29 protein-coding genes are annotated in these 25,775 nt (G+C 68.4%); 12 read left to right on the forward strand and 17 right to left on the reverse strand.

The genetic code is table 11. From position 1 onward, the window contains the following. The 3 genes from ACK8OR_RS04875 to ACK8OR_RS04885 all read left to right on the forward strand — a co-directional run bounded on the left by ACK8OR_RS04875 (window position 1) and on the right by ACK8OR_RS04885 (window position 5,043). A complete protein-coding gene (locus ACK8OR_RS04875) occupies window positions 1-1,305 on the forward strand; it encodes a helix-turn-helix domain-containing protein (RefSeq protein ID WP_410188315.1) in 1,305 nt (434 codons plus the stop codon). A 73-nt stretch (window positions 1,306-1,378) separates the two neighbouring features. Beyond that, complete coding sequence (ispG, locus tag ACK8OR_RS04880) at window positions 1,379-2,509, forward strand: flavodoxin-dependent (E)-4-hydroxy-3-methylbut-2-enyl-diphosphate synthase (RefSeq protein ID WP_410188316.1); 1,131 nt, start codon at window positions 1,379-1,381, stop codon at window positions 2,507-2,509. A 98-nt stretch (window positions 2,510-2,607) separates the two neighbouring features. Next, window positions 2,608-5,043 (forward strand): GcvT family protein, encoded by a 2,436-nt coding sequence (locus ACK8OR_RS04885; protein ID WP_410188317.1) that lies wholly within the window; start codon window positions 2,608-2,610, stop codon window positions 5,041-5,043. Here ACK8OR_RS04885 and ACK8OR_RS04890 read toward each other — a convergent pair. The 14 genes from ACK8OR_RS04890 to ACK8OR_RS04955 form a co-directional block, all read right to left on the reverse strand. Continuing rightward, window positions 5,040-6,344, reverse strand: coding sequence for a branched-chain amino acid ABC transporter permease (locus ACK8OR_RS04890; RefSeq protein WP_410188318.1), 1,305 nt, complete (start codon window positions 6,342-6,344; stop codon window positions 5,040-5,042). The two genes, ACK8OR_RS04885 and ACK8OR_RS04890, sit on opposite strands and share 4 nt — an antisense overlap. Then, window positions 6,341-7,351 (reverse strand): branched-chain amino acid ABC transporter permease, encoded by a 1,011-nt coding sequence (locus ACK8OR_RS04895; RefSeq protein ID WP_410188319.1) that lies wholly within the window; start codon window positions 7,349-7,351, stop codon window positions 6,341-6,343. Before ACK8OR_RS04895 ends, ACK8OR_RS04890 begins: the two co-directional genes overlap by 4 nt. Then, window positions 7,351-7,779: a hypothetical protein gene (locus ACK8OR_RS04900; RefSeq protein ID WP_410188320.1), complete on the reverse strand. Its 429-nt coding sequence runs from the start codon at window positions 7,777-7,779 to the stop codon at window positions 7,351-7,353. The genes ACK8OR_RS04895 and ACK8OR_RS04900 overlap by 1 nt, the downstream gene beginning before the upstream one ends. A 2-nt stretch (window positions 7,780-7,781) precedes the next feature. Continuing rightward, window positions 7,782-8,603, reverse strand: a complete 822-nt coding sequence (locus ACK8OR_RS04905) for an ABC transporter ATP-binding protein (protein WP_298433268.1) — start codon at window positions 8,601-8,603, stop codon at window positions 7,782-7,784. Further along, window positions 8,600-9,391, reverse strand: a complete 792-nt coding sequence (locus ACK8OR_RS04910) for an ABC transporter ATP-binding protein (RefSeq protein ID WP_410188321.1) — start codon at window positions 9,389-9,391, stop codon at window positions 8,600-8,602. The genes ACK8OR_RS04905 and ACK8OR_RS04910 overlap by 4 nt, the downstream gene beginning before the upstream one ends. 84 nt (window positions 9,392-9,475) lie before the next feature. Continuing rightward, window positions 9,476-10,666, reverse strand: coding sequence for an ABC transporter substrate-binding protein (locus tag ACK8OR_RS04915; protein ID WP_410188322.1), 1,191 nt, complete (start codon window positions 10,664-10,666; stop codon window positions 9,476-9,478). Window positions 10,667-10,773: 107 nt separating this feature from the next. Continuing rightward, entirely contained in the window at window positions 10,774-11,601 is an 828-nt protein-coding gene (locus ACK8OR_RS04920) for an ATP-binding protein (protein WP_410188323.1), read from the reverse strand. Beyond that, window positions 11,598-12,467 carry a twin-arginine translocase subunit TatC gene (gene tatC, locus ACK8OR_RS04925; RefSeq protein WP_410188324.1) on the reverse strand — a complete coding sequence of 290 codons (870 nt, stop codon included), beginning with the start codon at window positions 12,465-12,467 and terminating at the stop codon, window positions 11,598-11,600. The genes ACK8OR_RS04920 and tatC overlap by 4 nt, the downstream gene beginning before the upstream one ends. Beyond that, window positions 12,464-13,087 (reverse strand): Sec-independent protein translocase protein TatB, encoded by a 624-nt coding sequence (gene tatB / locus ACK8OR_RS04930; protein ID WP_410188325.1) that lies wholly within the window; start codon window positions 13,085-13,087, stop codon window positions 12,464-12,466. The genes tatC and tatB overlap by 4 nt, the downstream gene beginning before the upstream one ends. A 32-nt stretch (window positions 13,088-13,119) precedes the next feature. Next, window positions 13,120-13,356, reverse strand: a complete 237-nt coding sequence (locus ACK8OR_RS04935) for a twin-arginine translocase TatA/TatE family subunit (RefSeq protein ID WP_410188326.1) — start codon at window positions 13,354-13,356, stop codon at window positions 13,120-13,122. 133 nt (window positions 13,357-13,489) lie between these two features. Further along, window positions 13,490-14,665: a peptidoglycan DD-metalloendopeptidase family protein gene (locus ACK8OR_RS04940; RefSeq protein WP_410188327.1), complete on the reverse strand. Its 1,176-nt coding sequence runs from the start codon at window positions 14,663-14,665 to the stop codon at window positions 13,490-13,492. Between the two features lie 37 nt (window positions 14,666-14,702). Beyond that, entirely contained in the window at window positions 14,703-15,338 is a 636-nt protein-coding gene (locus ACK8OR_RS04945) for a protein-L-isoaspartate(D-aspartate) O-methyltransferase (RefSeq protein ID WP_410188328.1), read from the reverse strand. A gap of 7 nt (window positions 15,339-15,345) precedes the next feature. Beyond that, window positions 15,346-16,140, reverse strand: coding sequence for a 5'/3'-nucleotidase SurE (gene surE / locus ACK8OR_RS04950; RefSeq protein ID WP_410188329.1), 795 nt, complete (start codon window positions 16,138-16,140; stop codon window positions 15,346-15,348). Between the two features lie 44 nt (window positions 16,141-16,184). After that, window positions 16,185-16,970, reverse strand: a complete 786-nt coding sequence (locus ACK8OR_RS04955; RefSeq protein ID WP_410188330.1) for an enoyl-CoA hydratase — start codon at window positions 16,968-16,970, stop codon at window positions 16,185-16,187. 55 nt (window positions 16,971-17,025) lie between these two features. On the opposite strand from ACK8OR_RS04955, the gene ACK8OR_RS04960 reads away from it, so the two are divergent. Then, entirely contained in the window at window positions 17,026-17,448 is a 423-nt protein-coding gene (locus tag ACK8OR_RS04960; protein WP_410188331.1) for a PaaI family thioesterase, read from the forward strand. Here ACK8OR_RS04960 and ACK8OR_RS04965 read toward each other — a convergent pair. Continuing rightward, window positions 17,445-17,717, reverse strand: a complete 273-nt coding sequence (locus ACK8OR_RS04965; protein WP_410188332.1) for a hypothetical protein — start codon at window positions 17,715-17,717, stop codon at window positions 17,445-17,447. The two genes, ACK8OR_RS04960 and ACK8OR_RS04965, sit on opposite strands and share 4 nt — an antisense overlap. Window positions 17,718-17,841: 124 nt before the next feature. Further along, entirely contained in the window at window positions 17,842-18,060 is a 219-nt protein-coding gene (locus tag ACK8OR_RS04970) for a DUF1127 domain-containing protein (protein ID WP_410188333.1), read from the reverse strand. A 113-nt stretch (window positions 18,061-18,173) separates the two neighbouring features. Between ACK8OR_RS04970 and ACK8OR_RS04975 the strand changes: the two genes are divergently transcribed. The 8 genes from ACK8OR_RS04975 to ACK8OR_RS05010 all read left to right on the forward strand — a co-directional run bounded on the left by ACK8OR_RS04975 (window position 18,174) and on the right by ACK8OR_RS05010 (window position 24,407). Beyond that, on the forward strand, window positions 18,174-19,607 hold the full coding sequence (locus tag ACK8OR_RS04975) for an aminotransferase-like domain-containing protein (protein ID WP_410188334.1): 1,434 nt from the start codon (window positions 18,174-18,176) through the stop codon (window positions 19,605-19,607). 164 nt (window positions 19,608-19,771) lie between these two features. Beyond that, window positions 19,772-20,236, forward strand: coding sequence for a 50S ribosomal protein L13 (gene rplM / locus ACK8OR_RS04980; RefSeq protein ID WP_410188335.1), 465 nt, complete (start codon window positions 19,772-19,774; stop codon window positions 20,234-20,236). Then, a complete protein-coding gene (gene rpsI, locus ACK8OR_RS04985; RefSeq protein ID WP_410188336.1) occupies window positions 20,236-20,745 on the forward strand; it encodes a 30S ribosomal protein S9 in 510 nt (169 codons plus the stop codon). The genes rplM and rpsI overlap by 1 nt, the downstream gene beginning before the upstream one ends. A gap of 139 nt (window positions 20,746-20,884) precedes the next feature. Beyond that, entirely contained in the window at window positions 20,885-21,154 is a 270-nt protein-coding gene (locus tag ACK8OR_RS04990) for a hypothetical protein (RefSeq protein ID WP_410188337.1), read from the forward strand. A 57-nt stretch (window positions 21,155-21,211) separates the two neighbouring features. Then, on the forward strand, window positions 21,212-22,066 hold the full coding sequence (locus ACK8OR_RS04995) for an ABC transporter permease (RefSeq protein ID WP_410188338.1): 855 nt from the start codon (window positions 21,212-21,214) through the stop codon (window positions 22,064-22,066). A gap of 1 nt (window position 22,067) precedes the next feature. After that, window positions 22,068-22,865 (forward strand): ABC transporter permease, encoded by a 798-nt coding sequence (locus tag ACK8OR_RS05000; protein WP_410188339.1) that lies wholly within the window; start codon window positions 22,068-22,070, stop codon window positions 22,863-22,865. Beyond that, window positions 22,862-23,935, forward strand: coding sequence for an ABC transporter ATP-binding protein (locus ACK8OR_RS05005; protein WP_410188340.1), 1,074 nt, complete (start codon window positions 22,862-22,864; stop codon window positions 23,933-23,935). The genes ACK8OR_RS05000 and ACK8OR_RS05005 overlap by 4 nt, the downstream gene beginning before the upstream one ends. Window positions 23,936-23,945: 10 nt before the next feature. Beyond that, the gene (locus tag ACK8OR_RS05010; protein WP_410188341.1) at window positions 23,946-24,407 is read left to right on the forward strand and encodes an SH3 domain-containing protein; all 462 of its coding nucleotides are present in this window, start codon (window positions 23,946-23,948) and stop codon (window positions 24,405-24,407) included. Window positions 24,408-24,571: 164 nt separating this feature from the next. Here the strand turns inward: ACK8OR_RS05010 and rnd are convergent, their stop codons facing one another. Then, on the reverse strand, window positions 24,572-25,732 hold the full coding sequence (gene rnd, locus ACK8OR_RS05015) for a ribonuclease D (protein ID WP_410189867.1): 1,161 nt from the start codon (window positions 25,730-25,732) through the stop codon (window positions 24,572-24,574). Between the last annotated feature and the right edge of the window lie 43 nt (window positions 25,733-25,775).

Consider the following 25,775-nt stretch of genomic DNA (forward strand, 5'->3'; position numbering starts at 1 on the left):
ATGTTCGGCCGGAAATCGAAATTCCTTTCACGTGTCGAGAACCCCGCGCGGGGTTACGACAGCTTCGATCTCAAGCTCGGGGACGAGATGCGCGGCGAACGCGCCACGCTCGGCAAATCCCTGATGGACGTGCAGCGCGAGCTTCGGATCAAGGCCAGCTATATTGCCGCCATCGAGAACACGGACCTGTCGGCCTTCGACAGTCTGTCCTTCGTGGCCGGATATGTCCGCTCCTACGCCCGCTACCTCGAGATGGACCCGGAGATCGTCTTCGCGCGCTTCTGCGAGGAGTCGGGCTTCGGCGGCGCGACCACCCTCAAGCCGATGGAATCCGAGGTCTCGCGGCGCACAGCGCTCGGGCCCGACCTCGCGGCGCCCGGCCCCGGCTTTGCCATCAAGGCCAAGCGCAAGCCGCAGCGCCCCGTCGATCCGCTGATGGGCGCGGGCAATCCCTTCGCCAACAAGGCCACGCCTGTCTTCGCGGGCTTCGAGCCGGGCGCGCTGGGCAGCCTCGCGGTGCTCGCGCTCCTGATCGGCGGCATCGGCTATGGCGGCTGGACCGTCGTGCAGGAGATCCAGCGCGTGCAGGTCGCACCGGTCGAGCAGGCGCCCGAACTGGTGGCGGAACTTGACCCGCTGGTCCCGTCCGCCCCGCAATTGGCCGCGCCCGACGGCGCCGGGATCGAGGCACCCGCGCAGGACGCGCTGGCCCGCCTCTATCGCCCGCAGGCACTCGACGCGCCGATCCTGACGGCCCGCGACGCGCCCATTTCCACCATCACGCCCGGCACCGTCGGCGCGCTGGCCTCGGCCGAGCCTGCGGGTCTGGCCGGACCGGACGCCGCGCTGGCCGACGGCACGCAGATCGCCTCGGCCGTGGATGCCGTCCTCGAGGAAGCGCTGGGCGACGATCTTCCCGCCACCCCGCGCGTGCTGGCCGATGCGCCCGACGCCGTGGTCCTCGTGGCCGCGCGCGAGGCTTGGGTCCGGGTCCGCTCGGCCGAGGGCGACACGCTCTTCGAGAAGGTGCTCGCCCCCGGCGAGACCTACGAGATCCCCGCAGGCGAGGCGCCCGCCTCGTTGCGCACGGGCAATTCCGGCGCCGTCTACCTGTCGGTCGCGGGCCAGACCTACGGGCCCCTCGCCCCCGGCCCGCAGGTCGTGACGCGCGAGGTTTCCGCGGCCCTCGTCTCGCAGGACTACGCGCTGGCCGACATGGAGCAGGATGGCGATCTCGCCCGCGTCGTGGCCGAGTTGGAAGCCGCGCCCGTCCTGCCCGGATCCGAGCCTGCCCCAACCGAATGACGCGCGGGGCGGTTGCGCCCCCGCCCGACCGGTCCTAGCTGTCGTCCAAGCACCACCGGACGAGGCCCGCCCCATGTCGCTGCACTCCATCCGCCCTTGGCGCCAGATCGACCGCCGCCCCTCGCGGCAGATCATGGTGGGCAACGTGCCCGTGGGCGGCGACGCCCCGATCACCGTCCAGACCATGACCAACACGCTGACGACCGACGTGGCGGCGACGGTCGCGCAGGTCCAGGCCGCGGCGGATGCGGGGGCCGATATCGTCCGCGTGTCCGTCCCCGACGAGGCGTCGTCCAAGGCCCTGCGTGAGATCGTGGCCGAAAGCCCTGTGCCGATCGTGGCGGACATCCATTTCCACTACCGGCGCGGGATCGAGGCCGCCGAGGCGGGCGCGGCCTGCCTTCGCATCAATCCGGGCAATATCGGCTCGCCCGAGCGGGTGGCGGAAGTCATCAAGGCGGCCAAGGATCACGGCTGCTCGATCCGAATCGGGGTCAATGCGGGCTCGCTCGAGAAGCATCTCCTCGACAAGTATGGCGAGCCCTGCCCCGACGCGATGATCGAGAGCGGGCTCGACCATATCCGCATCCTCGAGGACAACGACTTCCGCGAGTACAAGATCAGCTGCAAAGCCAGCGACGTCTTCATGGCCGCCGCCGCCTACCAGGGTCTGGCCGAACAGACCGACGCGCCGATCCATCTCGGCATCACCGAGGCCGGTGGATTGACCTCCGGGACGATCAAGTCGGCGATCGGGCTGGGCAACCTCCTGTGGATGGGGATCGGCGACACGATCCGCGTCTCGCTCTCGGCCGATCCGGTCGAGGAGGTGAAGGTCGGCTATGAGATCCTGAAGTCGCTGGGCCTGCGCCACCGCGGCGTCAACGTCATCTCCTGCCCCAGCTGCGCGCGGCAGGGCTTCGACGTCATCAAGACCGTCGAGACGCTGGAGAAACGGCTGGAGCACATCAAGACGCCCATGTCGCTGAGCATCATCGGCTGCGTCGTCAACGGCCCCGGCGAGGCGCTGATGACCGATGTGGGCTTCACCGGCGGCGGCAACGGTGCGGGCATGGTCTACCTGGCCGGCAAGCAGAGCCACAAACTCTCGAACGAGGCGATGGTCGATCACATCGTCGAGCAGGTCGAGAAGAAGGCCGCCGAGATCGAGGCCGCCGCCGCGGAACAGACGGCCGCCGAGTAACTGGTCCTACGCCGCGACCGTCCTGGACCTATCCTTCGTCCTTGCCCGTGCGACCGATCCGACGCCCTCTGATCCCATCACAGGGCGAGGGATCGGACATGCGGGATCAGGCACGGGTCGTCGTCATCGGCGGCGGCATCGCGGGATGCGCCACGCTCTACAACCTGACGCGCGAGGGCTGGACAGACGTCATGCTCATCGAGCGCGACGAGCTGACCTCGGGCACGACATGGCACTCGGCCGCGCAGGTCACGAATTTCGGGATGACCCAGACGATGGTCGGGCTGAAGTCCCATTCCATCGCGCTCTACAAGGAGTTGCGGGACGATCCCGACTATCCCGTCGGCTACAATCACGGGGATGGCGGCATCCGGCTGGCGAACACGCAGGCGCAGATGGACGGCTACCGGCATTTCGCTTCGATGGCCGCCGGGATGGGCGTGGAATTCGAGGTGCTGGACGCAGAGGAGTGCGCGAGGCGCCATCCCCTGATCTCGACCGAGAACCTGCTGGGCGGGCTTTGGGACGGAACGGACGGGCATATCGACCCCGCGCAGCTCTGCCAGGCGCTGGCCCGGCGGGCGCGGCTTGCCGGGGCCGAGGTCAACCGCCACACGCCCGTGACCGGGCTCACGCAGCACGACGATGACGGTTGGACAGTACACACGGAAAAGGGCGACGTGCGCTGCGAAATCGTCGTGAACGCAGGCGGCTACCGCTGCAACGAGATCGGCGCGATGATGGGTGTGACGCATCCGGTCGCGTCGATGGAGCATCAGTATTTCCTGACCGAGGACATCCCAGAGATCCTCGCCTCCGACCGCCGCATTCCCCTCCTGCGCTGCCCGATCAGCGACTTCTATTCCCGGCAGGAGAAGGGTGGGTTGCTGATCGGCTTTTACGAGCAGAACTGCCGGACGTGGGGGATGGACGGGATCGACCCGAACTTCACCAACGCGCTCTGCCCCGATGATCTGGACCGCGTGACGGACGTGCTGGAGGGCGCCTTCGCCCGGATGCCGGCGCTGATGGAGACGGGCATCCGCGAAGTCGTGAACGGGCCCATCACCTACACGATCGACGGGGCGCCGCTGGTCGGCCCGATCCCCGGCACGCCCAATGCCTTCTGCATCATCGGCCTGCGCGCGGGCCTGGGCGAAGGCGGCGGGCACGGTCGGATGCTGGCGCAGATGATCGTCCATGGCGAAGCCGAATACGACACATGGGTCATCGACCCGCGCCGCTTCACGGGCCACGCGACGGTCGAGCTGACCGCCCTGAAGGCGATCGAGGATTACCGGAACGAGTTCCGCTTCCACTTTCCCCACGAACATCGCCCCGCCGGGCGCCCGATGAAGACCACACCCCTGACTGCCACGCTGGCCGCCGAGGGCGCGGCCTTCGGGACCGTCAACGGCTGGGAGCGGGTCGATTACATCAAGCCCGATCCCGATTTCACCGAGACGCTGGGCTACGCCTTCAACGAGGTCCACGACGTGGTCGCAGCCGAAGTGCGGGCCGTGGCCGAGGGTGTCGGGCTGACGGAGGTGTCGGGCTTCAACCGGTTCGAGCTGACGGGCGCGGATGTGGGCCCGTTCCTCGACCGAATGGTCTGCGGGCGCGTTCCGACGCGTCGCGGCCGCGTGGGGCTGGCCTATCTCCTCAACGACCACGGGATGCTGAAGGCCGAGGCGACGCTGGCCAACCTACCCGCCTCGGATCGCGGACCGGCGCGCGTCTGGTATGGCTCGGCGGCGGCGGCGGAATATCACGACATGGATTGGCTCCGCGGCCACCTGCGCCCCGGCGAGGACGTCGCGATCCGGTCGCTGACCAATGCGCAGACAATCCTCGTGCTGGCCGGCCCGAAGGCGCGCGCGGTGCTGTCTGCGGCGGCGCGCGGCGACTGGTCGGCGGCGGCAGTCCCGTGGCTCTCGCTGCGCGAGACGCATATCGGCATCGCCCCGGCGACCGTGCTGGCGGTCAGCTTCTCGGGCGAGCTCGCCTACGAGATCCACGTCCCGAATGAGAACCTCGCCGCCGCCTATGCCGCCCTGCGAGAGGCCGGGCGTGCGCATGACCTGAAGCTCTTCGGAGCGCGCGCCGTCGACTCGATGCGGTTGGAGAAGGGCTTCCTGCACTGGAAGGCGGACATCCTGACGGAGTTCGATCCGTTCGAAACAGGGCTCGACCGGTTCGTCCGGTTGGACAAGGGGCCCTTCGTGGGTCGCGAGGCGCTGCGGATGCGGGTGGCTGAGGGGCCGCGCAAACGTCTCGTGACGCTGGCGGTCGACTGCGACCACGCCCCGGCCCATCCCGGCGCGTCGGTGCGCGCCGACGGGGGCATCGTCGGCACCGTCACCTCGGGCGACTGGGGCCATCGGACGGGTCTGAACCTCGCCTATGCGTTCGTCGACCCGGACCGGGCCGAAATCGGCACGGCGCTGACCGTGGACGTGATCGGCGTGCCCGTGGCCACGCGCGTCATCGCGCCCTCGCCCTACGACCCGGACTTCGCGCGGCTGCGGGCCTAGCGCTCGGGCAGAAGGCCGCGCGGCGAGAAGCGGAGGACGAGGAGCAGGATCAGCCCCATCGTCAGCAGGCGCATATGCGCCACCGCGTCGAGCAGGTGACCTTTCAACCACGTGCCGTCCGCCATGCCCGCCGTGATCCCCTGCATCAGGAGGGCGCCCAGCGGCTCGACCTGGACCCAGAGCCACCAGATCAGGAACCCGCCCAGGACCGCGCCCCAGTTGTTGCCCGACCCGCCGACGATCACCATTACCCAGATCAGGAACGTGTAGCGCAGCGGCTGATAGGTACCGGGCGTGAGCTGACCGTCGAGCGTGGTCATCATCGCCCCCGCCAGCCCGCAAACCGCCGAGCCGAGGATGAAGATCTGCAGGTGCCGCGCGGTGACGTCCTTGCCCATCGCCTCGGCCGCAGTCTCGTTGTCGCGGATCGCCCGCATCATCCGGCCCCAGGGCGAGGCGAGCGCGGCCTGGGCGAGCCAGATCAGGATGCCCAGCACGATGATGAAGAGACCGGCATAGGCGAGCTTCACGGCGATCGTGGAACCGGTCACCGGGTCGAGACCCAGATCGGTGACGCGCTCGACGAAGGACGGATCGTTCTGGAGGTCGATCTCATAGGGAACGGGGCGCGGCAGGCCGATGACGTTCTTCACGCCGCGGGCCATCCAGTCCTCGTTCTTCATGATCGCGATGATGATCTCGGCGATGCCGAGCGTGGCGATGGCGAGGTAGTCCGACCGCAGCCCCAGCGCCGTCTTGCCCACCAGCCACGCGGCGCCGGCCGCGAGAAGACCACCCACGGGCCAGGCCAGGATCACCGGCAGGCCGAGGCCGCCGATATTGCCCGCGTTGGCCGGGTTCACAGCCTCGACCGCGGCCACGCCCGGATCGAGCACCGCGCGGTAGATGAAGAAGCCCACCAGCAGGATCGCCGCGACGACCAACCCGCGATACCGTCCGATCCGCTGCCACGCGAGGATCGCCGCGACGACCGTCGCCGCCCCCAGCAAAAGCGCCCCGATGACGCGGAAGCCACCCGCGCCGAAGGCCTCGGCATTGGGCGGCATCGACACCAGTACGGCGCCTAGGCCGCCCAGCGCCACGAAGCCCATGACGCCGACATTGAAGAGGCCCGCATAGCCCCATTGCATGTTGACCCCGAGCGCCATGATCGCGCTTACCAGCCCCATGTTGAAGATCGTCAGCGCCACGTTCCACGACTGCACGAACCCCGTGCCCACGAAGAGCAGGAGCACGAGCGTGAAGAGCAGGAGCCTGCGCGTGTTCATCGAACCGGTCATACCGCTTTCCCCGCGAAGAGGCCCGTCGGGCGGAACAGGAGGACGACGATCAGTATCACGAAGCTGACCGCGAACTTGTAGTCGGTCGAGAGAAGCTGGACGAGGCCGTCGGGCTCGAGGCTTTCGGGAAGCGCGTAGCCCAGCACCTTTTTCAGGGGATAGGTGATCGTGACCTCGGCGAAGGCGATGACGAACCCGCCCGCGATGGCCCCGATGGGCGAGCCGAGGCCCCCGACGATGGCCGCCGCGAAGATCGGCAGCAGAAGCTGGAAGTAAGTGAACGGCTTGAACGACTTGTCGAGCCCGTAGAGCGTGCCCGCGATGGTCGCCAGTGCCGCCACCATCAGCCACGTGTACATCACCACCCGCTCGGGGTTGATGCCGGAGAGAAGGGCGAGGTCCTCGTTGTCGGAATAGGCGCGCATCGACTTGCCGGTGCGGGTCTTGTTGAGAAACCAGAAGAGCACGACCACGACGATCACCGCGACGACGACCGTGATCGCCTGCGTCGAGCGGATGGCCAGCCCCTCGTCGAGGCCCGTCGCCTCGCGGAAGCCGCGCGCGGTCACGAGGAACCGCTCGCCATCCGCGAAGCGCTGGTCGTCGGCGCCGATGATGAAGCGCACCAGCCCGTTCATGATGAACATCACGCCCAGCGAGGCGATCACGAAGGTCACCGGCACCGCCTTCTTCGATCGGTAGAACTTGTAGACCGCCTTGTCCGTCCCGAGCAGCAGGAGCGCCGTCGCCGCGATCCCCACCGGCAAGGCCAGAAGCGCTGTGGGCAACGGTCCGAACGAGATCCCCAGCGCCTGGAAGCCCCAGGTCGTCAGGATCACGATGGTCGTCCCGAAGGCCATCGTGTCGCCATGGGCGAAGTTCGAGAACCGCAGGATGCCGTAGATCAGCGTTACGCCCAGCGCACCCAGCGCCAGCTGCGCACCATAGGCGGTTGCGGGCACGAGGACGAAATTGGCGAAGGTCACGAGGGCGTTGAGAGGTTCCATCAGCCGATCTCCTCGCAGGGGCCTTCGTAGTAGAGTGCGAGGCCCTCATCGCGCATGTGGACGGAATAGCGCCCCAATCCTTCGGTAATCGTCAGGAGCCGCTGGGTGCCCTCGGTGTTGAACGCGACGAACCCCTCCATCGGGGCACCGAAGGCGCCATCGGTGATCGGTGCGGCGAGGAAATCGCCGCTCACGTCCGAGACCTCGACCGTAAAGGGGTCGGGCGGCGTCATGGTCGGGTTCGCCTCGACGAAGGTCTTGCCCGAGGGGTCGGGCATGTAGGTCATCGCCATCTCGTATTCCGTCTCGGTGCACGCGTCGGTGTCGAGGCACTCGACCGTGAAGGCGCAGGCGATGCGTTGAAGCCCGTCGGCGGCTGCCGTCATGGGGGCCAATGCGGCGGCCAGGGCCAGGGCGACAGGTCTCATCCTCATCCCCCCAAGAACGACCGGCGGACTTCGTCATCCGCCAGAAGTTCCTTGCCCGTGCCGGTATGCGCGTTGCGTCCCTGAACCAGCACATATCCGCGATCCGCGATCTCGAGCGCCTGCCGGGCGTTCTGTTCGACCATCAGGATCGGGATGCCGGTGCGCGACACCTCGATGATCCGGTCGAAGAGTTCGTCCATCACGATGGGCGACACGCCGGCCGTCGGCTCGTCCAGCATCAGGACCTTCGGCTTCGTCATCAGCGCGCGCCCCACGGCGACCTGCTGACGCTGGCCACCCGACAGCTCGCCCGCCGGCTGAAGCCGCTTGTCCTTAAGGATCGGGAACAGGTCGTAGACCTGCGCCATCGTGTCCCGGAAATCGTCGCGCCGGATGAACGCGCCCATCTCGAGGTTCTCCTCGACGGTGAGCGAGGTGAAGATGTTCGACGTCTGCGGCACGAAACCCATGCCCTTGGCCACGCGGTCCTGCGGGCTGAGTTCGGTGATGTCCTCGCCGTCCAGCCGCACGCTGCCCTGCCGCAGGTTCAGCATTCCGAAGACCGCCTTCATGCCGGTCGACTTGCCCGCGCCGTTGGGGCCGACGATGACCGCGATTTCGCCCGGATCGACCGCGATGGTGCAATCGTGCAGGATGTCCGGCCCCTGCCCGTAGCCGCCGGTCATGCTGTCGCCGACGAGGAAGGCGTTGGTCGTCTCGGGCCGCGCGCCCTCGGCGGTGCCGGCGCTGAGCGTGCCGCCGGGTGGCCGTGTGATCGAGCGGTCCTTGTTGCCCCGGGCGTCGGCGTAGGGGTTGTCGGTCATGCCGGCCCCTCCGCCAACTGGTCCTTGTTCTTCAGGCCGGTGCCCAGATAGGCCTCGATCACCTGCTCGTTGGCCTTGATATCGGCCAGCGAGCCTTCGGCCAGCACGTGACCCTCGGCCATGCAGATGACGTGGTCGCTGATCTTGCCGATGAAATCCATGTCGTGCTCGATGACGACGAAGGTATAGCCCCGCTCGGTGTTGAGCCGCAGGATCGCGTCGCCGATCGTGTTCAGAAGCGTGCGGTTCACGCCGGCCCCGACCTCGTCGAGGAACACGATCTTGGCGCTGACCATCATGGTCCGGCCCAGCTCAAGAAGCTTCTTCTGCCCGCCCGAGACCTGGCCCGCCCGCTGATCGGCCAGATGCTCGATCGTCAGGAACTCCAGCACCTCGTCGGCCTTGGCGGCCAGCGCGCGCTCCTCGTCGGCGATGCGGCGGCGGCCGAACCACGTGTTCCAGAGCGTCTCGCCCGACTGGCCGCCGGGCACCATCATCAGGTTCTCGCGGCAGGTCATCGAATGGAACTCGTGGGCGATCTGGAACGTCCGCAGGAGCCCCTTGTGGAACAGCTCATGCGGCGGCAGCCCGGTGATATCCTCGCCCGCCATCGTGACCCGCCCGCTGGTCGGCGGCAGGACACCCGCGATCACGTTGAAGAGCGTGGTCTTCCCCGCACCGTTCGGCCCGATCAGCCCGGTAATGGAATTCGGCTCGATGGACAGCGACGCGCCATCCACGGCCCGAAAGCCGCCGAAATGCCGATGGAGATCGTGGACTTCGATCATGAGTACCCTCTCGACGGAACGGCCCCGCCCCCTAGCGGAACGGCCCCGGAAAACCGGGGCCGTCCATTGTCCGTCAGGTCGCGATCAGCGGTAGCCGACCACTTCCAGCGTGCCGTCGGTGAAGGTGATCTGGCGGTAGTTGCCTGCCGATTCACCGGGGCCGATCAGCTCGACGGCGCTTGCACCGACATAGTCGACGTCACCGCCATCGGCGATGATCTGGAGCGCCTTGGCCAGCTCGCCGGGCAGGATCTGCTCTCCGGGGGCGTTGGCCACGTCCATGACGTGATCCTTGTAGGCCGCCGGATCGGTCGAGCCCGCCGCCTGCATGGCCAGCATGATCAGGGCTGCCGCATCGTAGCTTTCGGCCGAGAAGGGCTGCGTGCCGTCGTAATCGGCGGCCGAGGCCATGTCCTGATAGAGCTGCGCGCCCGGCGAGTCGGTGCCGGGGTTCGCGCCGTAGGAGCCGTCGATCTCGGAGCCGAAATTGTCCTCGAGCGCCTGGCTGACCATGCCGTCGGGGAAGTAGAACTGGTCGAAGGCGCCGGAGTCGAGCGCCGCGCGCACGATGCCCGAACCGCCCTGGTCGACATAACCCGCGACGACCAGAAGCTCGCCACCGGCGGCCGAGAGCGCGCCGACTTCGGCCGAGTAGTCGGCCTTGCCGTCCTCATGTGCGGCCGAGATGGTCACGGTGCCGCCCGCGGCCTCGAAATTGGCCTGGATCGCGTCGGCGAGGCCTTTGCCGTAGTCGTTGTTGGTATAGGTCAGCGCGATCTCGTTGACGCCGTTCTCCTGCAGGATCGCGGTCACGATCTCACCCTGGCGGGCATCCGACGGCGCGGTGCGGAAGAAGAGGCCGTTATCCTCGGCGTCCGTGAGGCCCGGCGAGGTGGCCGAGGGCGAGATCATCACGACGCCGTTCGGCACCGCGACATTGGCCAGCATAGCGCCGGTGACGCCCGAGCAGTCGGCGCCCATGATGCCCGCGACGCCGTCGCCGGTGATCAGACGCTCGGTCGCGGAGGTCGCGGCGGCTGCATCGATGCAGGTCGAGTCGGCGCGGACCGGCTCGACGGTGACGCCGTCGAGCAGCGCACCGCTTTCGGTCACCTCGGACATCGCCATTTCGGCCCCGGCGGCCATCGTCGGCGCCAGCGATTCCAGCGGTCCCGTGAAGCCGAGAACGACGCCGATCTTGACCGGTGAATGGGCGTCGGCGAACGCGGCCGTGGTGGCCATCGCCGCGACGGACGCGAGAAGCAGTTTCTTCATGGTAGTCTCCCTGTTGGTGGCCCCTTTTTCGGGGCTTTTCCGCCGCGCAGCCTATGCCGCGCGCATTTCGGTGAAAAGTGGATTCGATGTGCGGGCGTCCGAATGCGTCAGACGCGAACACCGTGGCGACCGGCCAGATCGGTGAAGAACTGCCACGCGACGCGGCCCGACCGGCTGCCGCGGGTGGCCTGCCACTCGATCGCCTCGGCGCGAAGCGTGGCTTCGGCAATGTCGAGGCCGTAGGCGTCGCAATAGCCCCGGATGATGGCGAGGTAGTTGTCCTGATCGCAGGCGTGGAATCCCAGCCAAAGACCGAACCGGTCGCTGAGCGAGACCTTTTCCTCGACGGCCTCGGAGGGGTTGATGGCCGAGCCGCGCTCGTTCTCGATCATGTCGCGCGGCATCAGGTGGCGCCTGTTCGAGGTGGCGTAGAAGATCACGTTTTCGGGCCGCCCGGCCACGCCCCCGTCGAGCACGGCCTTCAGCGACTTATAGGCCGCGTCGTCATGCCCGAAGCTGAGGTCGTCGCAATAAAGGACGAAGCGGTGCGGCGCATCCCGGAGCAGGTCGAGCAGGCGCCCAACGGTGTGGATATCCTCGCGCTGAAGCTCCACGAGCTTGAGGCCGGTCCCCTCGAGCTCGCCATGCACCGCCTTGACGAGGCTGGACTTTCCCATGCCCCGCGCGCCCCAGAGCAGCGCGTTGTTGGCCGGCAGCCCATCCGCGAAGCGCCGCGTGTTGTCCAGAAGCGTGTCCCGCGCCCGGTCGATCCCGAGGAGGAGGTCGAGGGGGATGCGGTTCACACGCTCGATCGGGACGAGGCGGTCCGGTGCCGTGTCCCAGACATAGGCCGAGGCCGCGAAATCGGGCGCGGGCGCGGGCGCCGGGGCCAGCCGGTCGAACGCGTCGGCGATCCGCGTGAGATCGTCGCTCAAGAGGTCTCGTCCTCGTCCAGAATGCCTTCGGCGCGGAGCCGCTTGTCGCGCCGCGACTCGACCATCCGCACCAGCTGGATCGAGATTTCGTAGAGGCCGTAGACCACCACGAAGAGGATCACCTGGGTGATGACGTCGGGCGGGGTCACGAGCGCTGCGAGCACGAGGATGCCCACGACCGCGTATTTGCGCATGTTGCCCAGCCCCTCGGCCGAGACGAGCCCCGCCATCCCCATCAGCGTCAGGAGGACCGGAAGCTGGAAGCAGAGGCCGAAGGCGAAGATGAACTTGAGCGACAGGTCGAGGGATTCGCGTACCGAGCCGAGGAAGACGGTCCGCAGCTCCTCGTTCTCGACGACCGCCCCGCCCTCGCCCGAGATGATGTTTACCAGCGCCGGGATCGCGTCCGAGAAGCCGATGAAGAAGTTCATCGCCAGCGGCGTGACCACGTAATGCGCGAAGGCCGCGCCCAGCGTGAAGAGGAGCGGCGAGGCGAAGATGAACGGCAGGAAGGCGTTCTTTTCCGTCTTGTATAGGCCGGGGGCGACGAACCGCCAAAGCTGGTGCGCGATCACCGGGAAGGCGAGGCCGATGCCGAAGATCACCGAGATCCGGATCAGGACGAAGAACTTCTCCTGCGGGGCCGTGAAGATCAGCTGCGGGTTCTCGCCCCGCGCGCGCAGCACGTCCGCGATGGGCTGGGCGAGGAAGTTGAGGATCGGCTCGGCGACGATGAAACAGGCGATCATCGCGACGAGAAAGGCGACCACCGACCGGATGAGGCGGGTCCGCAACTCGGCCAGATGCTCGATCAGCGGGGCGGAGCTGTCCTCGATCTCGTCGGGAGTGTCGGTCGCGTCGGTCATGCGTCCGTCCCCGCGGCAGGCTTGGGCTTGGCGCGCGATTTGCGCGCGGCTTTGGGCTTCGCGGCGGCGCGGGGCTTCGGCGCGGCCCTGGGCTTCGCGGCTGCCTTGGTGGCGGCGGGCTTCGACGCGGCCTTCGGCTTCGACGCGGCCTTAGGCTTCGGCGCGGGCTTGGCGGGCGGTGCGGCGGCGGGGTCGGGCTTCAGCGCGTCGAGATCCGCCTGCGCCTCTGCCGCCTCGCGGGCCTTGCGCTCCTCGGCCATGCGGGACGCATTCTCGGCGATCCGGGCCTTCGCGTCCGCGCGCTTCTCGGCGAGATCGCGGGTATTCGGCCCGGTCTCCTCGTCCGGCGCCCAGGCCGTCAGGTCCGAGGTCGCCTCCTTGATCTTGTCGATCCCGTATTTCTTGGGATTGGCGATCTTGCGCAGGTCGCCCGCGATGTCGTTCACGCCGCTCTCGTCGGCGGCCTCGTTCATCGCGCTCTGGAATTCACGGGCCATGCGCCGGGCCTTGCCCGTGAACTCGCCCAGCGTGCGGAACATCTTGGGCAGGTCCTTGGGACCGACCACGATCAGCGCCACGATGCCGATGACGAGAAGCTCGCTCCAGCCGATATCGAACATGGATCAGGCCCCCCGGGGGCGCGGGCGGGTCGTCAGACCTTTTCGCGCTCGGTCTCGGCCTCGGGGGTGACGTCGCGGGCCGCGGTGCCGTCGGCCAGCGCGCCCTCTTCGGTCTCGTCGTCCTTGGAGCCGTCGCCGACGCCCTTCTTGAACGCGGTGATGCCCTTGCCGACCTCGCCCATGAGGCTGGAGATCTTGCCGCGGCCGAACAGCACCAGCACGACGACCGCGATGAGCAGGAGGCCCGGAAGGCCGATATTGTTGAGCATTGTCTGTCTCCCGTAAGGGGCGGCGCATGGGCCGCTCGTCCTGAAGTCCCTGACCTCTACTTACGCATCGCGACAGGGAGTTGAAAGCACCCTCGCGGGAAATTGCGCGCGCCCGGCCAGCGGGACGCGCGCGTCACCGCAGAAGCGGGGCCGGGTCGACCGCGTCGAAGCCGCGCCGGACCTCGAAATGCAGGAAGGACGGATCGCCGCCGCCGACGCTGGCGATGCGCTGGCCCGCACGGACCTCGGCGCCCTTCTGGACGCGGATATCCTTGATATTGGCGTAGACCGTCAGAAGGCCGTCGGCATGGCGCAGCACGAGGATCGGCACTTGGTCGGTGTCGCGCGTGATCGCGGCGACCGTGCCGGATGCGGCGGCGGCCACGGCACTGCCTTCGGCGGCGCGGAAATCGATGCCCTCGTTGCGGGCCGAGAACGGGCGCAGCACCTCGCCGCCGACGGGTCGGCGCAGGCTCGACGGGGCCGGTTCGGCCTCGGCCGTGCGGACGGGTTCGGCGACGGGCGCAGGCTCGGGATCGGCGCTGGCCTCGGTGCGGAACTGGTCGAGATTGGGGCTTTCGGGGAGGACTTCGGCCTCGACCGTCTCGGGCAGTGCCGACGCGGCCGAGGGCGGCACTGGCGTCGCGCTGCCCTGCCCCGGCGCGGTTGCGACCTCGGACGAGCCGTCGGCGCCGATCACAAGCGGAATCAGGAGGAACTGCCCCTCGCGCACCGACAGGTCGCTGCCGAGACCGTTCCATTCCGCCAGCGAGTTCGGCGACACGCCGTAGAGCCGGGCGATCGAGAACGCCGTTTCACCGCGTGCGACGCGGTGCCGCACTGGCTCCTCGCCGCCCTGCACGACCATCGGCCGCGCGCCGCCGCCATCGGCACGGTCGATCGCCGCACCGGCGATGGCCGTGATATCGGTGCGGCCGCCGCCCGCGCCGGGCACGACACGGCGCGGCAGGGCGAGAATGGCATCGGCGTTCAGACTGGTGCCGGGGGCGAGCCCGTTGAACTGCGCCAGCTCGGCGGCGGGAAAGCCGATCCGCTGAGCGACGCTCGACACGGTGTCGCCGCGCCGGGCGACCGCCACCTGGTAGTTCGGATAGGTGATGAGGCCGTTGGCATCCGCGCGCGGCCGGTCGGCCGGGGCCTGCCGGATGGCCTCGGATGTGTTGAGATTCCCGTCGCCGCCGCGCAGGTCGAAATCGAGCCCGCCGGATTCGAATTCCGAACAGCCCGCCAGCAGCGCCGCACCGATGAAAAGGCCCGCCACGCGGGTCCGCCTGCCTGTCCCGGACATCCCAGTCCCTCCGTCCTGCCCTTAGGTGTCACGCGCTTCAGTCGTGTTCCACCCCTTCGACCAGCGGCACGAAGCGCACCGGCCCGAGTTCGTCGTAGTCGTATCCGTGGTCCGATCGCGTCACCTTGATCAGCATCTGCATCGCGTCCGATACGCCCACGGGCACCACCATGCTACCCCCGATCCGCAATTGTGCCAACAGGGGGCCCGGCGGGTCCTCGGCGGCGGCGGTTACGAGAATGCGGTCGAACGGCGCCTGTTCGGGCAAGCCGTGGCTGCCGTCGCCGGTGATCTGCGTCACGTTGGTCAGCCCGAGCTTCGCATGGACCTCCCGCGCGAGCCGGGTCAGCGCACGGTGACGCTCGACGGTATAGATCCGCCGCGCCAGCTTCGAGAGGATCGCCGCTTGGTAGCCCGTGCCCGTTCCGACCTCGAGCACCTTGTCGCGCGGCTCGACACCCAGCGCCTGCGTCATGCGCCCCACGACCGACGGCTGGCTGACGGTCTGGCCCGACGCGATAGGCAGGGGCACGTCCTCGTAGGCGCGGATCGTGAACGTGTCCGACACGAAGGCCGCGCGGTCGGTCGCCTCCATCGCCTCGAGCACCCGTGCATCGGTCACCCCGCGCGAGCGCAGCGTCACCAGAAGCTTCATGGTGTCCTCGGGCGTCATCGCCACCTCAGCCTTCGTAGTCGGTGAAGACGGCGCGCAGGTCGCCCAGCGCCGCCTGATCCGTCAGGTCGCAGCGCATCGGCGTGACCGAGATCCAGCCGTCCATGTTGGCCTTCACGTCCGTACCGTCCGCCGTCGCCTCGCCCTGCGCGCTGCCCGAAATCCAGAGGTAGCGCCGGCCCGAGGGCGCGGTCTGCGGCGACACGCCCATGCGCCCGTCGCCGCGGTAACCCTGTGCCACTGCGGCGATCCCCTCGACGCGGTCGCCGGGGACGGGCGGAAAGTTGACGTTGTAGAAGAGCTTGTAGGTCTCGCCGCCCCAGGGCGCCTCCTCGACCAGGCGCCGCACGACGGTTGCGCCATGCCCGGAGGCCGCTTCGAACGGGTCGTCCAGGTCGACGTTGCCGGGTCCGTAGAACTGCGACAGGGCGATGCCCGGCACACCCTGCAGCGCGGCTTCCATCGCGGCGCCGATGGTGCCGGAATAGACCGTGTTCTCGCCGGCGTTGTTGCCCCGGTTCACACCCGACAGCACGAGGTCGACCGGACCGTCCACGATCTCGCCCAGACCGGCGAGGACGCAATCGGCGGGGCTGCCCTCCAGCGCGAAGCGGCGCTCGGCGATCTTCTGCATCATCGAGGGCTTGACGTAGTTGATGCAGTGGCCGACGCCCGACTGCTCGAAGGCGGGTGCGACCGTCCAGACCTCGCCATCCTCGCCCGCGACCGCCTCGGCGATGGCATGCAGCACCACGAGCCCCGGCGCGCCGATCCCGTCGTCATTGGTGATGAGTATCCGCATCTTCTGCCCCTTCAGCGTGTCCGAACCCGCTTAGGGGACGCGACTCACTGCGTCCAGCGGGGCGCGCGCTTTTCGAGGAAGGCCTGTATCCCTTCCGCCGTGTCCGGCTCGGCAAGGTTGGCCACCATCGCGTCCCGCGTCAGGGCGTAGGCCGCGTCGACCGGACGTTCCAGCTGGGCATAGAAGGCCCCCTTGCCGATCCGCACGGCGCGCCCGAGCTTCGAGGCGACCGTCTCAGCCAGCGCCCGCGTCTCGACCTCCAGCCGATCCGCCGGGACCGCGCGGTTCACCAGCCCCGCCGCCACCGCCTCCCCGGCCGACAGGAACCCGCCGGTCGTTAGCATCTCCATCGCCCGCTTGGCACCGACATTGCGCGACAAGGCCACCATCGGCGTCGAGCAGAATAGGCCGATATCGACGCCGTTCACCCCGAAGCGCGCATTATCCGAGGCCACGGCCATGTCGCAGGTCGCGACGAGCTGGCACCCGGCGGCGGTGGCGAGCCCGTGGACCTGCGCGATCACCGGCTGCGGCAGGGTGCGGATCGCGGCCATCGCGGCGGCGCAGCGATCGAAGAGATCCGCGAAGGCCGCTGCGCCGCCATCGGATGCCTGCCGCATCGCCTGCATCTCGCGCAGGTGGTGCCCCGCGCAGAAGGCCCGCCCTTCGGCCGCGAGGATGACGACCCGCGCGTCGGTCTCGGCGATCTCGGCCAGGGCTGCCCGCAACGCCGCCAGCATCGCGTCCGACAGCGCGTTGAGCGTGCCGGGATCGTTCATGGTCAGCGTGACCACGCCGTCCCTCACGTCGCGTAACAGGATGTCGGTCATTTGCGATCCCCCCTCCGGGCGCTAGCAAGGGTGCGGAGACGCGGAGAGGAATGCAATGTTGAAGATGGACGCTCCGGCGCTCGAGGCCTTCCTGCGCTCGGATTTCCCGCAGGTCTGCGACGAGTTCGGGATCGAGCGGGTCGACGAGGACGGCCTGACCGTGCGCCTGCGCGTGGCCGAGCGGCACTTGCGCCCCGGCGGCACGGTTTCGGGGCCGTCGATGTTCGGGCTGGCCGATGTCGCGGTATATCTCGCGATCCTGTCGCGGATCGGGCCGGTCGGCCTCTCGGTGACGACCAACTGTTCCATCGACTTCATGCGCAAGCCCGCCGCGGGCGTGGATCTTCTGTGCGACGTGCACCTTCTGAAGCTGGGGCGCGTTTTGGCCGTGGGCGATTGCCTGATCCGGTCGGAGGGAAGCGACGCCCCGGTCGCCCGCGCGTCGCTCACCTATTCGATCCCGCCCGGCGCGGTCTAACCCGCGCGACAGCGGAGCGCCGCGACCGCCTCGGGCTCGATCTGCTGGAAGAGGACGATGCCGTCATCCATCACGCCCGTCGCGTTGGCGATCGGCGTGCCCTCGGCGTCGATGGCCATGCAGAACGTCGCCGCATCCATCGTCTCGACCGTGCAGGCCACGCCCTCGCCCGTCGTCTCGCAGGACAGCGGCGCGATATCGTCCGAATGGGCGTCGGCGACGGCAAGGCTCGGCAACAGCATGAAGAGAACGGAAAGAATACGGGTCATGGGACGGCTCCGGGGTTGTGGCACCCTCGAAACCCCGCGGGGCCGATCCGGTTCGGCGCGTTGGACAAAAAAAGAGGCCGGGTGCCTCGCGGCGACCCGGCCCAGGGGGGAAGAGATCGAGACGTCAGGCGCGCCAGAAAGGCTTCGCGGCCTCGCGCATCGCGGCCCCGGCGGTCAGACCCACGTCGTACAATTGCGCATCCGTCAGCTCCTTGAGCGCGGCCCGGCTCCGAGCCCGGATCTCCCAGGTCGCGACCACGGTCGCGGCGCCGAAGAGAAGCGTCGAGAACGGCGCAGGCGTGCGCGTGTCGAGAGTGGTATGATCGAGGACGAGGGCGGCCATGGGATGTTCCTTTCGAGGACGAGACCTTCTACGGTTGTATTGATACAATCGCACCGTTAGGGTGCCTCTTATAGATACAATCCCGCCCCCTCCCTTTCCAGAGATACATTGTCATGGGTACAATTTTGAACGGCAATATCATCGAGGTCGATTTCGGCGCGGATGACCGCCCGAAATACCTCGTCCTCGATTCCGCTGTGCGCGCCGCCATCGCGCGGGGCGACCTGCCCGCGGGCACCCGCCTGCCGCCGGTGCGCGATCTCGCGTGGCGCGTCGGTGTGACACCCGGCACCGTCGCGCGCGTCTACCGCGCGCTGACCGACGAGGGCGTGCTCGAAGCGGCCGTCGGGCGCGGAACCTTCGTCGCGGCCCCGGCGGAATCCCCCCCGATCTACGGCGAGTTCCAGGCACTGGCCGTCGACTCGACGCCACATATGACAGGCGGCGACAGCTACGCCGTGAACCTGCTGTCGCCGCACCTGCCCTCGGCGGGCCAGGCCGAGCTGATCCGTCGCCTGCTGACCGAGGTGGCGGCCGATCCGCCCTCGGGGCTGATGCACTACCCTGTCCATGCCAGCGAGCGCCGCGCCCGCGAGGCCGCCTGCGCGTTCCTCGACAACCCGATGCTCGGCCCCCTCGCCCCGGACGACATCGCGCTGGCCAATGGCGGCCAGCACGCAATCTCGCTGGTGCTGCAATCGGTCCTGCGCGGACGCCGCCCGACCGTCCTCTTGGAGGAGCTGTCCTATCCCGGCTTCCGCCGCGTGGCCGAGATGCTGCGCGCGGACGTCCTGACCGTGCCGATCGACGATCACGGCGTCATCCCCGAGGCGCTGGCCGAGATCGCGAAGAAGCCCGACGCGCAGGTCCTCTGCCTCTCGCCGGATGTGCAGAACCCGACCTGCGGGCGCATGCCCGAGGCCCGGCGCCGCGCCATCGTCGAGGCGGCGCGCGCCGCCGATATCCAGATCCTCGAGGATGATTGTTACATGATGGGCAAGACCGAACTGCCCACCTTCCGCCTGCTTGCGCCCGAGCGGACGTGGCACATCGCGTCCATCGCCAAGACCATCACCCCCGCCCTGCGACTGGGCTTCGCGCTGGCACCCACGGGTCGGCAACTCGCCCTGCAACGCGCGGCGGAGTACAATTCCTTCGGCCTCTCGACCCCGATCGCCGATCTCGCGTCCCTCCTCTTGGTCCACCCCGAACTGCCTGCGCTAATGGACGAGACCCGCGACATGGTGCGCCGCTATGTCGAGACGGCGGCCCGCGTGCTGGATGGCCACGACCTGACCTGGCGACCCGACGTCTCCTTCCTTTGGCTGAAGCTGCCGGTGGGCTGGCGCGCCTCGGCTTTCTGCCGCGCCGCCGAGGCCGAGGGCGTGAAGCTGCGCGCCGCCGAGGAATACGCCGCCCGCGATGCCAACGCGCCCCACGCGGTGCGCTTCGCGGTGAATGCGGGCGTTTCGCTGGCCAGCTTCGAGGAGGCCATGAAGCGCATGCGCCGCCTGCTCGACCACCCGCCCGAAGGGCTGGGCGTCTGAGCGGCGCCAAATGCCGTGGGGTAAAATAAGACCCCAACCGTAATACACTGATTGCACGCGCTTTCCTCCGCACGACCCGCATTGACACCGCCTCCGCGCCGTCTATACACCGCCCGATCCGGGGCGTTCCTGCCCCTCCGTCATTCACACTCGATAGGGCAGCGATGAAAACCTTCACCATGACCCCCGACCAGATCGACAAGAAGTGGATCCTGATCGACGCCGAAGGCATCGTTCTTGGCCGCCTCGCCTCGATCGTCGCGACCCGCCTGCGCGGCAAGCACAAGGCCACGTTCACGCCCAGCATGGACATGGGCGACAACGTCATCGTGATCAACGCCGACAAGGTTCAGATCACCGGCAACAAGCGCGAGAAGCCGAACTATTGGCACACCGGCCATCCCGGCGGCATCAAGTCGCGCACGACGCAGCAGATTCTCGACGGCAAGCACCCCGAGCGGGTCGTCATGCAGGCCGTCAAGCGCATGCTGCCCGGCAACAAGCTGTCGCGTCAGGTGATGACCAACCTGCGCGTCTATGCCTCCGCCGACCACCCGCACGAGGCGCAGTCGCCCGAAGTGCTGGACGTCAAGGCGATGAACCCCAAGAACACCCGGAGCGCTTCGTAATGGCCGAGCAACTGAACTCCCTCGAAGACCTCAAGGGCGCCGTCGACACCTCCGGGGCCGAGGCCACGGGTGGCGAGGTCCTGCTGGACACCTCCGCCCCGGTCGAGCCGACCCGCGACGAGCTGGGCCGCTCCTACGCCACCGGCAAGCGCAAGGACGCGGTCGCCCGCGTCTGGATCAAGCCCGGCTCGGGCAAGGTCATCGTCAACGGCAAGGACGTGAACACCTATTTCGCGCGTCCCGTGCTCCAGATGATCCTCAAGCAGCCGTTCGAGATCACCGATCGCGAAGGCCAGTTTGACGTCATGGCCACCGTCAAGGGCGGCGGTCTGACCGGTCAGGCCGGTGCCGTGAAGCACGGCGTCTCGAAGGCCCTGCAGCTCTACGAGCCCGGCCTGCGCGGCGCGCTCAAGGCCGCCGGCTTCCTGACCCGCGACAGCCGCGTCGTCGAGCGCAAGAAGTACGGCCGCGCCAAGGCCCGGAAGAGCTTCCAGTTCTCCAAGCGCTGAACTCGTCGCCACGCAGATCGAAAGGCCCGCCCCTCCGGCGGGCCTTTTTCGTGGGGCGGCTCGTGCCGAAATCGGCTTGCCGCGCGGGTCGGCAGCCAAGGCGCTTGCCACGCCGGTCCCGCCGCGCGCCAATGCACCCATGCACGCCCCCTTTTCGCGCCTCCTCCTCTTCCTCGTGGCCACCGGCGGCTGGGCCATCGCGGGGTTCGGCGGGTGGATCGCGTGGCGGGGTGTCGCGCTTTATTCCAACGATCCGGTGCTGATGGGGACCGGCGGGGGTCTTGCCCTCGGCGGGCTGCTGGTCGTCGCGATGAGCGTGGGCGCCTGGGCGCAGCTTTCGACGGCGCGGGACACGGCGGCGATGCGTGCGATGATGGAGGCCTCCGGCATGGCCGAGGACGCGCGATAACGCTTGCCCCTTGCCCCGCCGCCGCGCCATCGTGGCACGGACGAACCGGGGGCGCCGTTGCAACAGGACACCAAACGCGGACTGACGCTCATCGCGCCGCCGCTCGTCTATGCGCTGGCTTTGCTGGCCGGGCCGCTCGCCGCCATCGTCGTCTTCAGCTTCTGGACGCAGGACTACCTGACGATCGACCGGACGCTGACCCTCGCCAATTACCGCGAGGCGCTGACCGACCCCATCTATCGCACGATCATGGCCCGCTCGCTCTGGATCAGCGGGGCGGTCACGGTGATCACGGTCATCCTTGCCTTCCCGGTCGCCTATTACGTCAGCTTTCGCGTCCGGCCCGACCGCAAGTCGCTCTGGCTCTTCCTGATCACGATCCCGTTCTGGACGAGCTACCTGCTGCGCATTTTCCTCTGGAAGGTGATCCTCGGCTATAACGGCGTGCTCAACTCGTCGCTGACGGGGCTTGGCATCATCGACGAGCCGCTGACCTTCATCCTCTACAACGCGAACGCCGTCATCATCACGCTCAGCCATGCCTTCGCGCCCTTCGCGATCCTGCCGATCTTCGTGGCGCTGGAGAAGATCGACCGCTCGCTCCTGGAGGCGTCGCGCGACCTGGGCGAAGGGGCGGTGACGACCTTCCTCCGCGTCACGCTGCCGCTAGCCGCGCCCGGCGTGGTCGCGGCGCTGCTGATCGTCTTCATCCCGACCGTGGGCGACTACGTCACGCCCGCGCAGGTCGGCGGCCCCGGCGGACTGATGATCGCCAACATGATCCAGACGCAGTTCCTGGGCCTCAACAACGCGCCGATGGGCGCCACGCTCGCGGTGATCGCGATGGCGCTGGTCACGATCATCGCGCTGGCGACCGTGTGGATCGCGCGCCGCCTGGCGGGGGGACGCTGAGATGCTGCGCGCCTACGTCATCGCCTTCCTCGCCTTCCTCTACGCGCCGATCCTGCTGCTGCCGGTCTTCGCCTTCAACGACGGCACGGTCATCGCCTTCCCGCTCGACGGGTTCACGACGCGCTGGTTCGCCGAGCTCCGGACCAATGCCGAGCTTCACGCAGCGCTGCTCAACTCGCTCTGGGTGGCGGCGCTGGCCTCCGTCCTGTCGGTCCTGCTGGGCCTCGCCGCGGCGCGGGCGAACGTGCGCTACCGCTTCCCCGGCAAGGCCGCGGCCATGGGCCTCGTGATGCTGCCTCTGGTGCTGCCCGAGATCATCGTGGCGACCTCGCTCCTGGTGGTGGCCGTGCGGCTCCTGGGGCTCGACCTGTCGCTCTGGACGGTGGTGGCGGCCCATGTCCTGATCTGCACGCCCTTCGCGATCGCAATCCTCAACGCCAGCTTCCAGGCCCTCGACCCCGCGATGGAGGAGGCGGCCGTCGACCTGGGCTGCACCCGCCCCGAGACCTTCCGCCTGATCACCCTGCCCCTAGTGATGCCGGGGATCGTCGCCGCCCTGCTGATCAGCTTCACGATCTCGCTCGACGAGTTCATCATCGCCTTCTTCCTCACCGGCTCGGACCCGACCCTGCCGGTCTACATCTGGTCGCTCCTGCGCTTCCCGCGGCTCATCCCCGTGGTCATGGCGCTGGGCACGATCCTGGTGATCGTCTCGATCCTCATCCTCACCCTCGCCGAATGGAACCGCCGTCGCGGGCTGGCCCGCGCGGGCGTCAAAGACACCGGAGGGTTCCTGTGACCGACCCGCTGATCCGCCTGACCGGCATCCAGAAATACTACGGCGACTACCACGCGCTCAGGGGCATCGACCTCGACATCGCTGAGGGCGAGTTCTTCTCGCTGCTGGGTCCCTCGGGCTGCGGCAAGACCACGCTGCTGCGCACCATCGCGGGGTTCGAGGGCGTGGACGCGGGGGCGGTGACCATCGGCGGGGCCGACATGACGCGGGTGCCGCCCAACCGGCGGCCGACCAACATGGTCTTCCAGTCCTACGCCATCTTCCCGCATCTGAGCGTCGCGCAGAACGTGGCCTTCGGCCTGCGCAAGCGCGCCGACCTGAATGCCCAGGCGCGCGAGACGCTGGTGGCCGACGCGCTCGATATGGTGGGGCTCGACGGCTATGGCGGGCGCGCGGCCCACGCGCTGTCGGGCGGGCAGCGGCAGCGGGTGGCGCTGGCCCGGGCGCTGGTGCTGCGGCCCAAGGTCCTGCTGCTGGACGAGCCGCTCTCCGCGCTCGACAAGAAGATGCGCGAGCAGATGCAGGTCGAGCTGATCCGCCTCCAGCGCCAGGTCGGCATCACCTTCATCCTGGTCACCCACGACCAGGAGGAGGCGCTGGTGATGTCCGACCGCATCGCCGTGATGTTCGAGGGCGAGGTCGCCCAGATCGCCGAGGCCGAGGCGCTCTATCGCCGCCCCGTCGACCGCCGCGTGGCCGAGTTCATTGGCGTGATGAACTTCCTGCCTGCCGCGGTCTCGGGCGACCGGGTCGAGGTGGCGGGCCTGGGCGCCTTGGCCCTGAACGAGCTGCAATCGACCGCCCGCACCGATGGCGACACGGTCGCGGGCTTTCGCCCCGAGACGGCGACGCTGCTTTTCGACGGGCAGACCGCGCCCGACCGCGAGGCCCATGGCACCGTCGCCGAAGTGGTCTATTACGGCGACATGACCTATTACGACGTCCGCCTCGACGACGCCGCGCAGCCCGTCCGCATCTCGATGCGCAATGTCTTCGGGAGGCCCGTGCTCGACATCGGCGCCCCCGCCCGGCTCGCCTGGTCGCCGGGCGCCGTCACCCTGTTCCGCTGAAGGGATGCCCATGCGCCGCCTCATCGCCGTCCTCGCCCTCGCCGTCCTCCCCGCCATCGCCGGGGCACAGGGGCTCTACGTCAAGAACACCGAGGACGGGTACCTGAACCTCCGCTCCGGCCCCGGCACCCGCCACGACATCCTGCGCCGCCTCACCCCCGGCGCGCGGGTCGAGATCCGCGAGACCGTCGGTCGCTGGGCGCGGGTCGAACTGCCCGACGGAACCTTCGGCTGGGTGTCGGCGACCTATCTCGAGCGCGAACGCCCGACAGGCGCGCAGGTTCTTTTCGTCAAGCAGACGAATGACGGGTATCTCAACTTCCGGTCCGGCCCCGGCACCGACCGCCCGATCTTGCGCCGCATCTATCCGGGCGACCGGCTGGAGGTGATCAGCCGCGCGGACCGCTGGGTCCAGGTCCGCCATCCCACGGGCGCGGTCGGCTGGGTCCACGGTGCCTACGTCGCGCCCTGACGAAACGGTGGCACCTGCGCCGCGCATCCCTTCGAATGATGCGGTTCACAAAATCGCAAGCTCCGACGCGCCAAGATTATTCGTACGAATAATCTTGGCGCCCGGGCGGCATGCGGTTCGCAATAGCGCCCGCCCGCGATCTGACCATTGAGGGGTAGCGCGGCTCAGGCCAGCGGCACGATCCGGACCTCGTGGCCCTTGCAGGCCAGCGCGATCTCGCCCTCGCAAAGCCGCAGCGCGTCGTCGCCGAACACCTCGCCCCGCCAGCCCCGCGCCCAGTCGCCGTCGCGTGTGCCCGAGGCGATATCGTCGAGATCGGAGGCCGTCGCGATCAGCTTTTGGGCCACGCCCGCCTGCTCGGCCTTAGCCTTCACCAGCACGCGCAAGAGATCGGCCAGCGCGCCGTTGATCTGGTCGCGCGCCTTTTGCCGAGGCGCCGCGGGCAACTCGTCCTTCGGGACGGCCAGCCCGGCGGCCACGGCGGCGAGGATGCCGTCGGCGATCGCGCCCTTCCGGGCCTCGCGTAACAGAAGCCGCGCCTTCGACAGCTCGCCCATGTCCTTCGGCTTCATCGCCGCCAGTTCCAGCAGCGCGTCATCCTTGTAGATCCGGGTTCGCGGGATGTTGGCGCTCTGGGCATGGCTCTCGCGGAAGGCCGCCAGCTCGCGCGCGACCGCGACATAGCGCGGGTTGGGGTTGCGCATCTTCAGGCGCTTCCACGCCTCGCGCGGCTCGACCCGGTAGGTTGCGGGATCGCGCAGGACGTCCATCTCCTCCTCGACCCAGCCGGTGCGGCCGGTCTTCTCCAGCTCGGTGGCGAGGTATTCGTAGATCACGCGCAGATGCGTGACGTCGGCCAGCGCGTAGGTCTTCTGCGCGTCCGAAAGCGGCCGACGCGACCAGTCCGTGAAGCGCGAAGACTTGTCGATCTGGGCTTTCGCGACCTTCCGGGCCAATGTTTCGTAGCCGACCTGTTCGCCGAAGCCGCAGACCATCGCCGCGACCTGCGTGTCAAAGAGCGGGGCCGGGATCGTGTCGCCTTCGATGGCGAAGATCTCGAGATCCTGCCGGGCGGCATGGAACACCTTCACGACGCCCGTATCGCGGAAGAGATCGTAGAGCGGGGAAAGATCGATCCCCTCGGCCAGAGGATCGACCAGCACGGCATCGGTCTCGCCATCGCCGGGATAGGCCAGCTGCACGAGGCAGAGCTTGGAGTAGTAGGTCCGTTCGCGGAGGAATTCGGTATCGACGGTCACGTAGGGCGCGGTGGCCGCCTGGTCGCAGAAGGTGCGAAGCGCGTCCGTGGTGGAGAGCGTCGTGATGGAAGAGTCGGAAATGGGAGCACCTATCGAATGGGTTCGCCCG

It is taken from the genome of Jannaschia halovivens (genome assembly GCF_046452375.1).
In the GTDB taxonomy this organism is placed as follows: domain Bacteria; phylum Pseudomonadota; class Alphaproteobacteria; order Rhodobacterales; family Rhodobacteraceae; genus Jannaschia; species Jannaschia halovivens.

What these genes read in the sequence shown, in the direction of transcription:
- ACK8OR_RS04940 (WP_410188327.1), bottom strand. Translation starts at nt 14,665, where the DNA reads ATGTCCGGGACAGGCAGGCGGACCCGCGTGGCGGGCCTTTTCATCGGT.
- ACK8OR_RS04890 (WP_410188318.1), bottom strand. Translation starts at nt 6,344, where the DNA reads ATGACCGGTTCGATGAACACGCGCAGGCTCCTGCTCTTCACGCTCGTG.
- ispG (WP_410188316.1), top strand. Translation starts at nt 1,379, where the DNA reads ATGTCGCTGCACTCCATCCGCCCTTGGCGCCAGATCGACCGCCGCCCC.
- ACK8OR_RS04960 (WP_410188331.1), top strand. Translation starts at nt 17,026, where the DNA reads ATGTTGAAGATGGACGCTCCGGCGCTCGAGGCCTTCCTGCGCTCGGAT.
- ACK8OR_RS04895 (WP_410188319.1), bottom strand. Translation starts at nt 7,351, where the DNA reads ATGGAACCTCTCAACGCCCTCGTGACCTTCGCCAATTTCGTCCTCGTG.
- ACK8OR_RS04885 (WP_410188317.1), top strand. Translation starts at nt 2,608, where the DNA reads ATGCGGGATCAGGCACGGGTCGTCGTCATCGGCGGCGGCATCGCGGGA.
- surE (WP_410188329.1), bottom strand. Translation starts at nt 16,140, where the DNA reads ATGCGGATACTCATCACCAATGACGACGGGATCGGCGCGCCGGGGCTC.
- ACK8OR_RS05000 (WP_410188339.1), top strand. Translation starts at nt 22,068, where the DNA reads ATGCTGCGCGCCTACGTCATCGCCTTCCTCGCCTTCCTCTACGCGCCG.
- ACK8OR_RS04875 (WP_410188315.1), top strand. Translation starts at nt 1, where the DNA reads ATGTTCGGCCGGAAATCGAAATTCCTTTCACGTGTCGAGAACCCCGCG.
- rplM (WP_410188335.1), top strand. Translation starts at nt 19,772, where the DNA reads ATGAAAACCTTCACCATGACCCCCGACCAGATCGACAAGAAGTGGATC.
- ACK8OR_RS04955 (WP_410188330.1), bottom strand. Translation starts at nt 16,970, where the DNA reads ATGACCGACATCCTGTTACGCGACGTGAGGGACGGCGTGGTCACGCTG.
- tatC (WP_410188324.1), bottom strand. Translation starts at nt 12,467, where the DNA reads ATGACCGACGCGACCGACACTCCCGACGAGATCGAGGACAGCTCCGCC.
- ACK8OR_RS04975 (WP_410188334.1), top strand. Translation starts at nt 18,174, where the DNA reads ATGGGTACAATTTTGAACGGCAATATCATCGAGGTCGATTTCGGCGCG.
- rpsI (WP_410188336.1), top strand. Translation starts at nt 20,236, where the DNA reads ATGGCCGAGCAACTGAACTCCCTCGAAGACCTCAAGGGCGCCGTCGAC.
- ACK8OR_RS04990 (WP_410188337.1), top strand. Translation starts at nt 20,885, where the DNA reads ATGCACGCCCCCTTTTCGCGCCTCCTCCTCTTCCTCGTGGCCACCGGC.
- ACK8OR_RS04945 (WP_410188328.1), bottom strand. Translation starts at nt 15,338, where the DNA reads ATGACGCCCGAGGACACCATGAAGCTTCTGGTGACGCTGCGCTCGCGC.
- ACK8OR_RS05010 (WP_410188341.1), top strand. Translation starts at nt 23,946, where the DNA reads ATGCGCCGCCTCATCGCCGTCCTCGCCCTCGCCGTCCTCCCCGCCATC.
- ACK8OR_RS04900 (WP_410188320.1), bottom strand. Translation starts at nt 7,779, where the DNA reads ATGAGACCTGTCGCCCTGGCCCTGGCCGCCGCATTGGCCCCCATGACG.
- ACK8OR_RS04910 (WP_410188321.1), bottom strand. Translation starts at nt 9,391, where the DNA reads ATGATCGAAGTCCACGATCTCCATCGGCATTTCGGCGGCTTTCGGGCC.
- tatB (WP_410188325.1), bottom strand. Translation starts at nt 13,087, where the DNA reads ATGTTCGATATCGGCTGGAGCGAGCTTCTCGTCATCGGCATCGTGGCG.
- ACK8OR_RS04905 (WP_298433268.1), bottom strand. Translation starts at nt 8,603, where the DNA reads ATGACCGACAACCCCTACGCCGACGCCCGGGGCAACAAGGACCGCTCG.
- ACK8OR_RS04935 (WP_410188326.1), bottom strand. Translation starts at nt 13,356, where the DNA reads ATGCTCAACAATATCGGCCTTCCGGGCCTCCTGCTCATCGCGGTCGTC.
- ACK8OR_RS04970 (WP_410188333.1), bottom strand. Translation starts at nt 18,060, where the DNA reads ATGGCCGCCCTCGTCCTCGATCATACCACTCTCGACACGCGCACGCCT.
- ACK8OR_RS04965 (WP_410188332.1), bottom strand. Translation starts at nt 17,717, where the DNA reads ATGACCCGTATTCTTTCCGTTCTCTTCATGCTGTTGCCGAGCCTTGCC.
- ACK8OR_RS04915 (WP_410188322.1), bottom strand. Translation starts at nt 10,666, where the DNA reads ATGAAGAAACTGCTTCTCGCGTCCGTCGCGGCGATGGCCACCACGGCC.